Origin of the sequence: Cellulomonas wangsupingiae, from assembly GCF_024508275.1 — a bacterium.
GTDB lineage: Bacteria > Actinomycetota > Actinomycetes > Actinomycetales > Cellulomonadaceae > Cellulomonas > Cellulomonas wangsupingiae.
Window position 1 is genome coordinate 1,619,481 of sequence record NZ_CP101989.1, and the last position, 13,369, is coordinate 1,632,849.

A 13,369-nucleotide genomic window follows, 5' to 3' on the forward strand; every position below is an offset into this window, starting at 1 on the left:
GTCTGGCACAATGGTCCGCTGTACTCGGTCCGACGCAGCCCCTCTACCTGCCCGGTGCCGTGTCCTTCGGCCTGACCGGCGCGCTCACCCCACGGGCAAGCGCCGCGAGGCCACCCCAGCAGACATCAGGAGAACACCACCTCGTGGCTACGAAGATCCGTCTCAAGCGCATCGGCAAGATCCATGCGCCGTACTACCGCATCGTCGTCGCCGACTCGCGCACCAAGCGCGACGGTCGCGTGATCGAGGAGATCGGCAAGTACCACCCCACCGAGGAGCCCTCGCTCATCGAGATCACCTCGGAGCGGGCGCAGTACTGGCTCGGTGTCGGCGCGCAGCCGTCCGAGCAGGTCCTCGTCCTGCTGAAGATCACGGGTGACTGGCAGAAGTTCAAGGGCCTGCCGGGTGCCGAGGGCACGCTGCGGACCAAGGCCCCCAAGGCCGACCCGAAGGCCGCCGTCGAGGCCGCCGCGCTGGACGCCGAGAAGGTCAAGGCGAAGGCGTCGGAGAAGAAGGCCGCCACGTCGGAGCCCGCCGAGGCGTCGGCTCCCGCCGAGGACGAGCAGGCCTGATGCTCGCCGACGCGCTCGAGCACCTGGTGCGCGGCATCGTCGACCACCCGGACGACGTGCACGTGCGTGCCTCGTCCCTGCGCCGCGGCGAGATGCTCGAGGTGCGCGTGCACCCCGAGGACCTCGGCCGCGTCATCGGTCGCGGCGGCCGCACCGCCCGCGCGCTGCGCACGGTGGTCGGGGCGCTGTCGCCCGACGGTGCCGTGCGCGTCGACGTCGTGGACGTCGACCGGCGCTGAGCCGGGCACGCCAACCGAGCCGTGGACGGCCCGGTCCCTCGCGGGACCGGGCCGTCGTCGTCCCCGACACGTCGGGGGAGGGAGTGACCATGCTGCTGACCGTCGCCCGTATCGGACGCCCGCACGGGCTGCGCGGAGAGGTCGCCCTCGACGTGCGCACCGACGTGCCCGAGCTGCGGTTCGTGGTGGGTGCGCGCTTCGCCACCGAGCCCGCGGCCGCCGGGCCGCTGGAGATCACCCACCTGCGCGAGTCGCAGGGGCGTTGGTACGCCACGTTCGCGCAGGCGGGCGACCGCACGGCCGCCGAGACGCTGCGCGGCGTCTCGTTGCTCGTCGAGAGCGACGAGGACCCGGCCGACGACGACGGCTGGTACCCCCACGAGCTCGTCGGGCTGCGGGCGGAGCACGCGGCGGACGGCCGGGTCCTGGGCGAGGTCGTCGGGCTCGAGCACCTGCCGGCGCACGACGTCCTCGTCCTGCGCGAGCCGGACGGCGCACGGACCCTCGTCCCGTTCGTCGAGGCCATCGTGCCCGTCGTGGACGTCGCCGCCGGACGCGTCGTGCTCGACCCGCCGGGCGGGCTGCTGGCCGCCGACGCCGCGAACCTCGTGGTGAGCGACGAGACGCGCGGCGACGACGCCGGGACCGGGGCCTGAGCCGTGCGCGTCGACGTCGTCTCGATCTTCCCGGAGTACCTGGCGCCGCTGGAGCTCTCGCTGGTGGGCAAGGCGCGGGCGGCCGGCCTGCTGGACCTGCGCGTCCACGACCTGCGCGCGTGGACGGACGACCGGCACCGCACGGTCGACGACACGCCCTTCGGCGGGGGCGCCGGCATGGTCATGCGTCCCGACGTCTGGGGGCGCGCGCTCGACGACGTCCTGACGCCCGAGGCGCACCTCCTCGTCCCCTCGCCCGCCGGTGCGCCGTTCACGCAGCGCACCGCGGAGGCGCTGGCGCTCGAGGAGCACCTGGTCGTGGCGTGCGGCCGGTACGAGGGCATCGACGCGCGGGTCGCGGAGCACTACGCGTCCCGCGGGCGCGTCACCGAGGTCTCGCTGGGCGACTACGTCCTCAACGGCGGCGAGGTGGCCGCGCTCGTCGTGGTCGAGGCGGTCGCGCGCCTCCTGCCCGGCGTGGTCGGCAACCCCGCGTCGCTCGTCGAGGAGTCGCACGGGGCGGCTGGGCTGCTCGAGTACCCCGTCTACACCAAGCCCGCGTCCTGGCAGGGCCACGACGTGCCGGACGTGCTCCTCTCGGGCCACCACGCGCGGATCGAGCGGTGGCGTCGCGACGAGGCGCTGCGCCGCACGGCCGACCGTCGGCCGGACCTGCTCGCGGACCTCGACGTCGCACAGCTGGACCGGCACGACCGGCAGGTGCTGGCCGCCTCGGGGTGGGAGGTCGTCGACGGGCGGCTGTGCCGGGTCCCGGCGATTCGGTCTGCTGACGGGCCTGTGGCAGACTGACTCCTCGGTGTGCGTCCGCCGCCTCTCTGCCGCAGGGGAGAGCGCCCGTGACGCGCGGACCGGAACGGCCCTCGCGGTCGTCCTCCCGGTCCGGACCGAACGAGACCCGAACCACGGGCGTCCGCCCTGCCCCGGCAGCGCGTGCGCCCGTCGATCACGTTCCTGACCTGCGGCAGGGCGGGGAAGCGACACCACATGCAGACGCTCGACGCGGTCGACGCAGCATCGCTGCGGCACGACCACCCGGACTTCCGGCCCGGCGACACCCTCAAGGTCAACGTGAAGGTCGTCGAGGGCAACCGCTCCCGCATCCAGGCGTTCCAGGGCGTCGTCATCGCCCGCCAGGGTGCCGGCGTGCGTGAGACGTTCACGATCCGCAAGATCAGCTTCGGTGTCGGCGTCGAGCGGACGTTCCCGCTGCACACGCCGTCGCTCGACTCGATCGAGGTCGTGACGCGCGGTGACGTGCGGCGCGCGAAGCTGTACTACCTGCGCGCGCTGCGCGGCAAGAAGGCGAAGATCAAGGAGAAGCGCGAGAACACTCCGGCCAAGAAGGGCTGAGCAGCGGTCTCCCGGCACGTCCGCGGCGGGCGGTCACCCTCGGGTGGCCGCCCGCCGTCGCGCACCCACGAGGGGCGTCCAGCCGACGTCCAGGTCGGTCTCGCGACGTGGCTCGGCGACCCGCATGGCGCGCGTCCGTGCCAGAGTGTGACGGTGAGCGAGTTCCGAGCCGACGGAGCGGGGCCGGCACCGTCCCCCGACCGGGCGCCCCACGCGTCGACGAGTGCCGACCGTCCGATGTGGGCTCCCACCGGGGCCAACGGGACCGGCGGTGCGGGCAAGGAGTGGGCGGCGCGACCCCGCGACGAGCGAGGCGGCGGCTCCGGCCGCGGCCGCCGTGACCGCGAGGCCGTGCGGCGCCGCCCGGCCACCGCGTGGACCTGGGTCCGCGAGACCGCGATCATCCTCGTCAGCGCGCTGGTGCTCTCGCTGGTCGTCAAGACGTTCCTGGTGCAGGCGTTCTTCATCCCCTCGCAGTCGATGCGCGACACCCTCGTCGAGAACGACCGGATCCTGGTCAGCAAGCTCACGCCTGGTCCCTTCGACATCGAGCGCGGCGACGTCGTGGTCTTCAAGGACCCGGGCGGGTGGCTCGCGCCGGAGGTCCAGCAGCCCCGCAGTGCGCTCGCGGAGGCCGTCAACGAAGGGCTGACGTTCATCGGGCTGCTGCCGCAGGACGCCGGTGAGCACCTGGTCAAGCGCGTCATCGGGCTGCCGGGGGACCACGTCGTGAGCGAGGGAGACGGGCACCCGGTCACCGTCAACGGCGTCCCGATCGACGAGCCGTACCTGGCGACCGGCTCGCAGCCGAGCGAGAAGGCCTTCGACGTCGTCGTCCCCGCGAACTCCCTGTGGGTCATGGGCGACAACCGGCAGCACTCGGCCGACTCGCGGTACAACCAGGGGCGTGCCGGGGGCGGGTCCGTGCCGATCGACAACGTCGTGGGCGTCGCCTTCGTGACGGTGTGGCCCGTCGACCGGTTGACGCTGCTGCGCAACCCGTCCGAGACGTTCGCGAACGTGCCCGACGCGGGATGACCACGGCAGACCTGGACGGTGCCACGCGGACCGCGGCACGCCCGGTCCGGCGCGGGACGGCGCGGCCGGCGCCGCACCTGCGGCACGAGCGCGCGCTGCTGCGGGCCGGCCTGCGCTACGTGGCGGGCATGGACGAGGTCGGACGCGGGTCCCTGGCGGGCCCGGTGTCGGTCGGCGTCGTCGTCGTCGACGTCGCCACGCGGTCGGCGCCGCGGGGGGTCGCGGACTCCAAGCTGCTGACGCCGGCGGCGCGCCAGGCGCTGCTCCCGGCGCTCGGTCGGTGGGGCGTGGCGCGTGCCGTCGGCCACGCGTCGGCGGACGAGATCGACGAGCGTGGCATCGTCGCGGCCCTGCGGCTGGCGGGGACCCGCGCGCTGCGCACCGTCCTGTCCGTGGTGGACCGGGTCGACGCCGTGGTCCTCGACGGCTCGCACGACTGGCTGACGCCGCCGCAGCCCGACCTCTTCGGGACGCAGGACGACCTGTTCGCCCCGCCGCTCGACGTGCACGTCCCCGTGGTGCACCTGAAGGTCAAGGCGGACCGGTCGTGCGCGAGCGTCGCCGCCGCCAGCGTGCTGGCCAAGTGCGAGCGCGACGCCCTCATGGTGCGGCACGCGGCGGACCACCCGCAGTACCGGTGGGAGGAGAACAAGGGCTACGCCGCCCCGGAGCACCTCGCGGCGCTGCGCGAGCACGGGCCCAGCCCGCTGCACCGCCGCTCCTGGCGGCTGCCGACGGTCCAGGAGCCCTCCGTGGTGACCAGCGGGCCGGGCTGGGCGGCCGACACGCTGCTGCCGGACGAGGCGCTGCGCGGCAGGCCGTGACGGTGCGATGGGGGATGATGGTCCGGTGAGCGCCGAGGACCTGGAGAACTACGAGACCGACATGGAGCTCGCGCTGTACCGCGAGTACCGCGACGTGGTCGGCCTCTTCTCGTACGTCGTCGAGACCGAGCGACGCTTCTACCTGGCCAACCACGTGGACCTGCAGGTGCGCTCGGCAGCCGGCGAGGTGTACTTCGAGCTCGCGCTCGTCGACGCCTGGGTGTGGGACGTCTACCGCTCTGCCCGGTTCGTGAAGTCCGTGCGCGTCGTGACGTTCAAGGACGTCAACGTCGAGGAGCTCGCCAAGGCGGAGCTGGACCTGGGGTCCGAGGCCGGCTTCACGCGCTGACGGGTCGGCGCCGCCCGGGCCTGCCGGGCGCCCTTGCCGAGCCGACCACAGCCCCGTCGCCGGGCGCCTCGTCCACCGACTGCGCTCGCGTCGCACCACGCCGCGTCCGCACCCTCCAGGGTCGGTGCCGGAGGTGGTCGACGTGCGGGCGAAGGACGCGGTCGGACGGTACGGGGAGGACGTGGCGGCGGCGTTCGTCGTGCGCGCGGGGTGGACGGTGCTGGCCCGGAACTGGCGGTGCGACGAGGGCGAGCTCGACCTCGTCGCGCTCGACGGCGACGAACTCGTCGCCGTCGAGGTCAAGACTCGGCGGTCGACGGCCTACGGGCACCCCGCCGAGGCGGTCACGCACCGCAAGCTGGCACGCCTGCGGCGCCTGACCGCCCGGTGGCTGCGCGAGCACGAGGTCCGCGCACGCTCGGTGCGCGTCGACGTCATCGCGATCGTCCTGCCGCGGCAGGGAGCGGCGCAGGTCGAGCACCTCGTGGGGGTGGTCTGAGTGCTGGGCCGCACGCGCGCCGTGGCCCTCGTCGGGCTGGCGGGGCACCTGGTCGACGTGGAGTCGCACCTGGCGCCGTCCCTGCCCGCGTTCACGCTCGTCGGGCTGCCGGACGCCTCGCTCGCCGAGGCACGGGACCGCGTGCGCGCCGCGGTCACCTCGTCCGGCCTGACGTGGCCGACACGGCGGATCACGGTGAACCTGTCACCCGCCACGCTGCCGAAGACCGGCTCGTCGTTCGACCTCGCCGTCGCGGTCGCCACGTTGGCAGGCGCGGGGCTGGTCGAGGCCGCGTCGGTGGCCGCGTGGGTGCACCTGGGCGAGCTCGGGCTCGACGGCAGGTTGCGGCCGGTGCGCGGGGTGCTGCCCTCCGTCGCGGCGTCGGTCGCCGCCGGGCACTCCCGCGTGGTCGTGCCGCGCGGCAACGCCGCCGAGGCACGGCTCGTCCCGGGTGCGCAGGTCCTGGCCGCGGACAGCCTCGCGCAGGTCGCGGCGCACCACGGCGCCGACGTCGAGGTGCCGGACGTGGAGCCCGTCCGCGACGTCGCCTCCGCCGTGGCGCACCGCATCGTCCCGGACCTGGCGGACGTGCTCGGCCAGGAGGAGGCCCGCTACGGCCTGGAGGTCGCGGCCGCCGGGGGGCACCACCTGCTGATGGTCGGCCCCCCGGGTGCCGGCAAGACCATGCTCGCGTCCCGGCTGCCGGGTCTGCTGCCGGACCTCGACGAGGCCGACGCCGTCGAGGTCACGGCGGTCCACTCCGTCGCCGGCACGTTCGACCCGGGGCGCGGGCTGGTGCGTCGGCCGCCGTTCGAGGACCCGCACCACACCGCGACGCCGGCCAGCATCGTCGGCGGCGGCTCCGGGCTGCCACGTCCCGGCGCGGCGTCCCGCGCGCACCGGGGTGTGCTCTTCCTCGACGAGGCGCCCGAGTTCACCTCCGCCGTCCTGCAGACGCTGCGGCAGCCCCTCGAGCACGGCGAGCTCGCGCTGCACCGGGCCGGGGGGACCGCGCGCTACCCGGCGCGGTTCCAGCTCGTGCTCGCCGCGAACCCCTGTCCCTGCGGCAACGCGGTCGGCAAGGGGCTGGCGTGCACCTGCCGTCCCGAGCAGCGGCGCCGGTACTTCGGCAAGCTGTCCGGGCCGCTGCTCGACCGCATCGACCTGCAGCTCGAGGTGCCGGCGGCCCGGGCGGTCGACGTCAGGGGAGAGGACACGGTGACGGTGGCCGTCCGGGTCGCGGCGGCCCGCGCAGCGCAGCTGGAGCGCTGGCGCACCACGACGTGGCGCACCAACGCGGAGGTGCCTGGACGCGAGCTGCAGGCGCGGCTGGGGCCGGACCGGAGCCTGGTGGCCGACCTCGACCGCGCCGTCGACCGGGGGACCCTGAGCCTGCGCGGTGCGGACCGGGTGCTGCGCGTCGCGTGGACGGTGGCCGACCTCGAGGGGCGGGCGGCCCCGCACCGCGCCGACGTGGCGCACGCCCTGGTGCTGCGGACCCGGGGGCACGGCGCATGAGCGGCACGGACGTGGCCGTCGCGCAGGACGACGGGCGGGCCGCGCGCGCGTTCTGGAGCGCGCTCGTCGAGCCCGGTGACGCGGTGGCGGGAGCGCTCGTCCAGGCGTGCGGCGCGGTGGCGTCGCTCGGGTGGGTCGCGCACGCGGTGGCCGCAGGGCGGCCCGACTGGTCCGTCCTGGCGGGGAGCACGGGCCACCTCGACGACGCGCTGCGTCGACGGGTCGAGGTCGCCGTGCGTCGGTGGGCGGCCCGGTGGCCGTCGGTCGATCCCGCACGTGACCTGGCCGTCGCCGCGCGGTGCGGCGCACGCCTGGTCGTCCCCGGCGACGACGCCTGGCCGGCGGTCCTCGACGATCTCGGGGCGGTCGCCCCGTTCGCGCTCTGGGTGCGCGGTGAGGACCCCCGCGTGCGGCGGTCCGTCGCGCTGGTGGGCGCCCGGGCCTGCACGACGTACGGCGAGCGGGTGGCGGTGGACCTCGCGACCGACCTCGCGCGGTCCGGGTGGGTCGTCGTCTCCGGAGGCGCCTACGGCATCGACGCGGCGGCCCACCGGGGGGCGGTCCTGGTCGGCGGGCCGACGGTCGTCGTGCTCGCCGGGGGCGTCGACCGGCCGTACCCGGCGGGGAACGCGCGCCTGCTCGAGGAGGTCGTGCGGGCGGGCGGCACCCTCGTCAGCGAGGTGCCGCCCGGGTCGACACCGACCCGCGGCCGGTTCCTGCAGCGCAACCGCCTCATCGCCGCGATGTCGCGCGCGACCGTCGTGGTGGAGGCCGCGTGGCGGTCGGGTGCCGCCAGCACGGCCCACCACGCCGCAGGGCTGCTGCGGCCGGTGGGCGCCGTCCCCGGGCCCGTGACGTCGGCGGCGTCCGCCGGGTGCCACCGGCTGCTGCGCGACGGCGTGGCCGTGTGCGTGACGGACGCGTCGGAGGTGATGGAGCTCGCGGGCGACGTCGGCCGCGACGCGGCTCCCGGCCACGCCGACGCCGAGGTGCGTGCCCTCGACGGCCTCGAGCCGGCGGCGCGCCAGGTCCACGACGGGCTCTCGCGACGTGTCGCCCGCGACACGCAGCAGGTCGCCGCGCGTGCCGGGACGTCGGCCGCGGAGGCACGTGCGATGCTCGGCCTGCTCGAGCTCGAGGGCCTGGCGCACCGACGCGGTTCCGGTTGGGTCGCAGGGGTGGGCACAGAGGCCCGGTCGGGTGAAAAAAAGCGGCGTTCGTAGGAATCGACGCCACCGGATCGGACATTGTCGGCCAATACGTGCGGGCCATTGGTCGTGGTCGCGCAGGGAGCCTTGTCGAACTGCGTGGCGCCCGTCACCTTAGGGGTATGTACATGGCGGAGATCAGCGCGGGAGCGCCGCAGCGCGCGCGTCTGCGCAGCGACTTCGCCCTGCACCTGCGTGCCCAGCGAGGCGTCTCGGAGCACACGGTCCGCGCATATCTCGGCGATCTCGACCACCTTCTGGACCACGCCGCGCGCCACGGTGCCACGCACCTGTCGGACATCGACATCGCGGTTCTCCGCGGCTGGCTCGCCGCGATGGCGAACGCGGACCGCAGCCGTGCGACCCTCGCCCGGCGGGCCGCCGCGGCCCGCACGTTCTTCGCGTGGGCGACCCATACCAGCCGCGTGGCGACCGACCCCACGCTGCGTCTGGGGACGGCCCGCGCCGCGGGGACGCTGCCGACGGTCCTCGCGCTCGAGCCGGTGACGCGCCTGCTCGACGCGGCGCGTGACCGCGCGGCCGACGGCGAGGCGGTGCACGTGCGGGACTGGGCGTGCGTCGAGCTGCTCTACGCCACGGGCGTCCGCGTCGGCGAGCTCTGCGGCGCGGACGTCGACGACCTCGACCTCGCCGAGCTGACGCTGCGCGTCATCGGCAAGGGCGACAAGGAGCGCGTGGTCCCGTTCGGACGACCGGCTGCGCGGGCGGTGCAGGCCTGGCTCACGACCGGGCGGCCGCAGCTCGCACGTGACGGGTCGCCGGCGGCCCTCTTCCTCGGCCGCCGGGGTGGCCGCGTGGACCAGCGTCAGGTGCGCACCGTCGTGCACCAGCTGGCCGCGCTCGTCGGCGTCGACGACGTCGCGCCGCACGCGTTGCGTCACACGGCCGCGACGCACCTGCTCGAGGGCGGGTCGGACCTGCGCACGGTGCAGGAGATCCTCGGCCACGCCAGCCTGTCGACCACCCAGCGGTACACGCACGTGTCCGCCGACCGGCTCCGTTCGGCCTTCCAGCTCGCACACCCGCGGGCATGAGGCACCCATGACGACGACCCGGAGGGTGACCCCCTCCTTTCGCCCGATGACCAGCACGACCCGCACAGAGACGGATCCGACGATGACGGTCCTGCACGACGCCCTCGCCGACCACGCCGCGCAGGTCGCGCTGCGTGGTCACCGCCCCGGGACGGCGCCCGTCGGCGTCATCCCGCAGCAGCGGACCGCTCCCGCCGTCACCCCCGGTACCGCCGGCGACGAGGTCGCACCGGCCGACCCGCTGGAGGTCGCGCGTGCGGTGTCGCCCGTCGACGACGCGTGGGAGGAGTTCGCCGCCACGCACTGCAGCCAGGCGCGCGAGCGGCTGATCCTGCACTACGTGCCCCTCGTCACCGCCGTCGCGGGGCGTCTCGGGATGCGCCTGCCGTCGACCGTCGAGCACGCGGACCTCGTGTCGTACGGCATGTTCGGGCTGCTCGACGCGATCGAGAAGTACCGCACCGACCGCGCCGTGAAGTTCGAGTCGTACGCCTCCTCGCGGATCCGCGGCGCCATCATCGACGAGCTGCGCGCGATGGACTGGGTCCCGCGCTCGGTCCGCACCAAGGCACGCGCCGTCGACCGCGCGTACGGGGAGCTCGAGGCATCCCTCCACCGGGCGCCCACGGAGGCGGAGGTCGCCGAGCGCCTGGAGCTGCCCGTCAGCGAGCTGCGCGCGGTCTGCTCGCAGCTCGCGGCCGTCAACATCGCGGCGCTCGACGAGATGCTCGCCGGCAGCGACGACCGGCCCGGTGCCGCGACGCTCGCCGACACCCTCGGGGACCGTCGCGCGGAGGACCCGGCAGGCTCGGTCGAGGCGCAGGAGACCAAGTACCTCCTCGCCAGGGCGATCGAGTGCCTCGGCGAGCGGGAGCGCCTCGTCGTCGTCCTCTACTACTACGAGGGCATGACGCTGGCCGAGATCGGTCGCGTCCTGGGTGTGACCGAGTCGCGCATCTCGCAGATCCACACGGCCTCCATGGCGCGCCTGCGTGCGCGCCTGCTGGACGCCGAGCGCGCCTGACGGCCCCCGTCACCCGGCAGGGAGCAGCACGATCGGACCCGTGCCGGGCAGCAGGAGCCACGGGTCGACGTAGCGGTCGCCCACGCGGACGCCCCAGTGCAGCGCGGGCCCGCCCGGTGTGCCGCCGTGCGCGTCGCCCGCGAGCGTGCCGAGCGTGGCGCCCGCGATGACCTGGGCGCCCTCGTGCACCGTCGCCGTCAGGGGCTCCAGGCTGCTGCGGCGCCCGTCGGCGTGCAGGACGGTGACGACGCCGCGGCCCGCGACGTCGCCGGCGAACGTCACGACGCCCGCCGCGGGGGAGACGACGGTCGCCCCGGCCGTGGCGGCGACGTCCACCCCGCGGTGGCCGGCGAGCCAGGGGCGCGGTGGCGGGTCGAAAGGGCGCAGCAGGTGCGCGGGTGGGTCCAGGGGGAGCCGGTAGGTCACCGTGACGTCGCGGGCCGAGGGTGCGAGGCCCCCGTGGGGCGCGGCCGCCGCCGACGGCGCCCCGAGGGCGACGGCGAGGGCCAGGACGGCGCCGCGACGGAGCGCGTGCCCCGCGGTGCGTGAGCGGGCCCGTGGTGCGGCGGGCGAAGAGGTGTCCACGTGTCCAGGCTGGTGCCCTGCGCGGGGGCCGACGGGGCCGGACCCCGCGGGCCGTGGACGGCGCCTGCGGCGAGAGGGCCTGTGGTCGGCTCGCACGGTCCGGGACGTACGGCGGGTGCGTTATCCTGGTCCCACGACCGGCATGTGCTGGTCGAATTCGCGTGCCACGACCCCGGTCGTCCACGTCCGGCGCCTCGCTCGTGCCCGATCATCCACGGATGGCGGGACGGTGCGGCACCGGCGCAGGCGGCAGGACGTCGTCCGCAACGGTCCGGGCCCCGTGCCCGGCGCGGACGGTGGGTGGCACCAGGGGCGTGGCCGCCGGCCGCGCCGACAACCGAGTGAGCGGGCCCGGGGGGTCCGCAACGAGTGCGCGCACCTCGCGGTGCGCGTCGGAAGGACGTGCCATGGCCGTCGTGACCATGCGCCAGCTGCTCGAGAGCGGTGTCCACTTCGGGCACCAGACCCGCCGCTGGAACCCCAAGATGAAGCGCTTCATCTTCACCGAGCGCAACGGCATCTACATCGTCGACCTGCAGCAGTCGCTGTCGTACATCGACCGTGCCTACGAGTTCGTCTCGCAGACGGTCGCCCACGGTGGCTCGATCCTGTTCGTCGGCACGAAGAAGCAGGCGCAGGAGCCGGTCGCGGAGCAGGCCGCACGCGTCGGCATGCCCTACGTCAACCAGCGCTGGCTGGGCGGCATGCTCACCAACTTCACCACGGTGCACAAGCGTCTGCAGCGCCTCAAGGAGCTCGAGCAGATCGACTTCGACGACGTCGCGGGCTCGTCCCTGACGAAGAAGGAGCTGCTCGTCCTGCGTCGCGAGAAGGACAAGCTCACCAAGACGCTCGGTGGCATCCGTGACATGGCCAAGGTCCCCTCGGCCGTCTGGATCGTCGACACGAACAAGGAGCACCTCGCGGTCGACGAGGCGCGCAAGCTGGGCATCCCGGTCGTCGCGATCCTCGACACCAACTGCGACCCCGACGTCGTGGACTACCCGATCCCGGGCAACGACGACGCGATCCGCGCCGTCCAGCTGCTCACCCGCGTGATCGCGGACGCGGTCGCCGACGGCACGCTGAAGCGTCACTCTGGTGGTGCCGCCGCCACGCAGGGTGCCGACGTCGACGCCGAGCCGCTCGCCGAGTGGGAGCGGGAGCTCCTCGCCGGTGCCGAGGCCGGTCTGCAGGACCCGGCGCTCGCGCCGGCCGCTGTCGAGGCCGCTGCCGCCGCAGCCGGTGACCCGGTGGCGCCCGAGGGCACCGCGGGCCCGGAGGAGTCGGCCGTCGTCCCCGGTCAGGACGCCGCTCCTGCCGTCGAGGCGGCAGCCGCCGCCGAGGCGCGCGAGGAGGCCGCCGCCGAGGCGACCGAGGCGCCCGCCGAGGGCACCGACCAGGCCTGACGCCGGGCGCCCGCAAGGGCTGCCGGCACGACCCCACGGGTGCGGCGCGGGACTCAACCGCGCCGCACCCGGCATGCCGAGGACGTCGGCATGACGAGAACTCGAGGACGGACGTAACGATGGCGAACTACTCGCTCGCAGACATCAAGGCGCTGCGCGAGCGGACCGGTGCGGGGATGCTCGACGTGAAGAAGGCGCTCGAGGAGGCCGACGGCGACGCCGACAAGGCCCTCGAGATCATTCGCGTCAAGGGCCTCAAGGGCGTCGGCAAGCGCGAGGGTCGCGCCGCCTCCGACGGCCTGGTCGCCGCGCACGTGGGTCCGACGGCCGACGGAGAGGGTCAGGTCGGCGTGCTCGTCGAGATCAACTCCGAGACGGACTTCGTCGCGAAGAACCAGACGTTCATCTCGCTCGCCGACCGCGTGCTCGCGGCCGCCGTCGCGACGGGTGCGGCCGACGCCGACGCGCTGCTCGCCGCCGAGTCGGACGGCACCCCCGTCCAGACCGTCGTCGACGAGACCGCCGCCACGCTGGGCGAGAAGGTCGTCGTCCGCCGGGTCGCGCGCCTCGCGGGCGAGCACGTCGAGGTCTACCTCCACAAGGTCAACAAGGACCTGCCCCCGCAGGTCGGCGTGCTCGTCGCGACCGACGCGGCGGGTGCCGCCGTCGCCCGCGACATCGCCACGCACATCGCGGCGTTCTCGCCCGCGTACCTGACGCGTGACGAGGTCCCCGCGGACGTCGTGGAGAACGAGCGCCGCATCGCCGAGGAGACCGCCCGCAACGAGGGCAAGCCGGAGGGTGCGCTGCCGAAGATCGTCGAGGGGCGCCTCAACGGCTTCTTCAAGGAGTCCGTGCTCGTGGACCAGGCGTTCGCGAAGGACAACAAGAAGTCGGTCGCCCAGGTGCTCGCCGAGGCCGGCGGCACGGTCACGGGCTTCGTGCGCTACCGCGTCGGAGCCTGAGCACGACATGACGACGGTGGCCCCGGCCCGGGAGGGTCGGGGCCACCGCCGCACCGG

16 protein-coding genes are annotated in these 13,369 nt (G+C 74.8%); 15 read left to right on the forward strand and 1 reads right to left on the reverse strand.

The genetic code is table 11. The features are described from left to right. Positions 1–143: 143 nt before the first annotated feature. From rpsP to NP075_RS07595, 13 genes are all read left to right on the forward strand, one after another. Positions 144–572 carry a 30S ribosomal protein S16 gene (rpsP, locus tag NP075_RS07535; RefSeq protein WP_227565103.1) on the forward strand — a complete coding sequence of 143 codons (429 nt, stop codon included), beginning with the start codon at positions 144–146 and terminating at the stop codon, positions 570–572. Further along, positions 572–811, forward strand: a complete 240-nt coding sequence (locus NP075_RS07540; protein ID WP_089801762.1) for an RNA-binding protein — start codon at positions 572–574, stop codon at positions 809–811. The genes rpsP and NP075_RS07540 overlap by 1 nt, the downstream gene beginning before the upstream one ends. 89 nt (positions 812–900) lie before the next feature. Continuing rightward, positions 901–1,467, forward strand: coding sequence for a ribosome maturation factor RimM (gene rimM / locus NP075_RS07545; protein ID WP_227565102.1), 567 nt, complete (start codon positions 901–903; stop codon positions 1,465–1,467). A 3-nt stretch (positions 1,468–1,470) separates the two neighbouring features. Further along, positions 1,471–2,277: a tRNA (guanosine(37)-N1)-methyltransferase TrmD gene (trmD, locus tag NP075_RS07550; protein ID WP_227565101.1), complete on the forward strand. Its 807-nt coding sequence runs from the start codon at positions 1,471–1,473 to the stop codon at positions 2,275–2,277. A gap of 195 nt (positions 2,278–2,472) precedes the next feature. Next, positions 2,473–2,838 (forward strand): 50S ribosomal protein L19, encoded by a 366-nt coding sequence (gene rplS / locus NP075_RS07555; RefSeq protein WP_227565100.1) that lies wholly within the window; start codon positions 2,473–2,475, stop codon positions 2,836–2,838. A gap of 153 nt (positions 2,839–2,991) precedes the next feature. Further along, positions 2,992–3,876: a signal peptidase I gene (lepB, locus tag NP075_RS07560; RefSeq protein WP_227565099.1), complete on the forward strand. Its 885-nt coding sequence runs from the start codon at positions 2,992–2,994 to the stop codon at positions 3,874–3,876. Further along, positions 3,873–4,700 carry a ribonuclease HII gene (gene rnhB, locus NP075_RS07565; protein ID WP_227565098.1) on the forward strand — a complete coding sequence of 276 codons (828 nt, stop codon included), beginning with the start codon at positions 3,873–3,875 and terminating at the stop codon, positions 4,698–4,700. The genes lepB and rnhB overlap by 4 nt, the downstream gene beginning before the upstream one ends. Positions 4,701–4,725: 25 nt before the next feature. Then, on the forward strand, positions 4,726–5,049 hold the full coding sequence (locus NP075_RS07570) for a DUF2469 domain-containing protein (protein WP_227565097.1): 324 nt from the start codon (positions 4,726–4,728) through the stop codon (positions 5,047–5,049). A 142-nt stretch (positions 5,050–5,191) separates the two neighbouring features. Then, complete coding sequence (locus NP075_RS07575) at positions 5,192–5,548, forward strand: YraN family protein (RefSeq protein WP_227565096.1); 357 nt, start codon at positions 5,192–5,194, stop codon at positions 5,546–5,548. Next, positions 5,549–7,066, forward strand: a complete 1,518-nt coding sequence (locus tag NP075_RS07580; RefSeq protein ID WP_227565095.1) for a YifB family Mg chelatase-like AAA ATPase — start codon at positions 5,549–5,551, stop codon at positions 7,064–7,066. Further along, positions 7,063–8,289 (forward strand): DNA-processing protein DprA, encoded by a 1,227-nt coding sequence (gene dprA, locus NP075_RS07585; protein ID WP_227565094.1) that lies wholly within the window; start codon positions 7,063–7,065, stop codon positions 8,287–8,289. Before NP075_RS07580 ends, dprA begins: the two co-directional genes overlap by 4 nt. A gap of 113 nt (positions 8,290–8,402) precedes the next feature. Continuing rightward, positions 8,403–9,329: a tyrosine-type recombinase/integrase gene (locus NP075_RS07590; RefSeq protein WP_227565132.1), complete on the forward strand. Its 927-nt coding sequence runs from the start codon at positions 8,403–8,405 to the stop codon at positions 9,327–9,329. Positions 9,330–9,411: 82 nt separating this feature from the next. Beyond that, positions 9,412–10,353 (forward strand): FliA/WhiG family RNA polymerase sigma factor, encoded by a 942-nt coding sequence (locus NP075_RS07595; RefSeq protein ID WP_227565093.1) that lies wholly within the window; start codon positions 9,412–9,414, stop codon positions 10,351–10,353. A 9-nt stretch (positions 10,354–10,362) separates the two neighbouring features. Here the strand turns inward: NP075_RS07595 and NP075_RS07600 are convergent, their stop codons facing one another. After that, positions 10,363–10,938 carry a murein hydrolase activator EnvC family protein gene (locus NP075_RS07600; protein WP_227565092.1) on the reverse strand — a complete coding sequence of 192 codons (576 nt, stop codon included), beginning with the start codon at positions 10,936–10,938 and terminating at the stop codon, positions 10,363–10,365. Between the two features lie 407 nt (positions 10,939–11,345). Between NP075_RS07600 and rpsB the strand changes: the two genes are divergently transcribed. Both rpsB and tsf read left to right on the forward strand, forming a co-directional pair. Further along, positions 11,346–12,347, forward strand: coding sequence for a 30S ribosomal protein S2 (rpsB, locus tag NP075_RS07605; protein WP_227565091.1), 1,002 nt, complete (start codon positions 11,346–11,348; stop codon positions 12,345–12,347). Positions 12,348–12,466: 119 nt separating this feature from the next. Then, on the forward strand, positions 12,467–13,312 hold the full coding sequence (tsf, locus tag NP075_RS07610) for a translation elongation factor Ts (protein ID WP_227565090.1): 846 nt from the start codon (positions 12,467–12,469) through the stop codon (positions 13,310–13,312). The last annotated feature ends 57 nt before the right edge of the window (positions 13,313–13,369 follow it).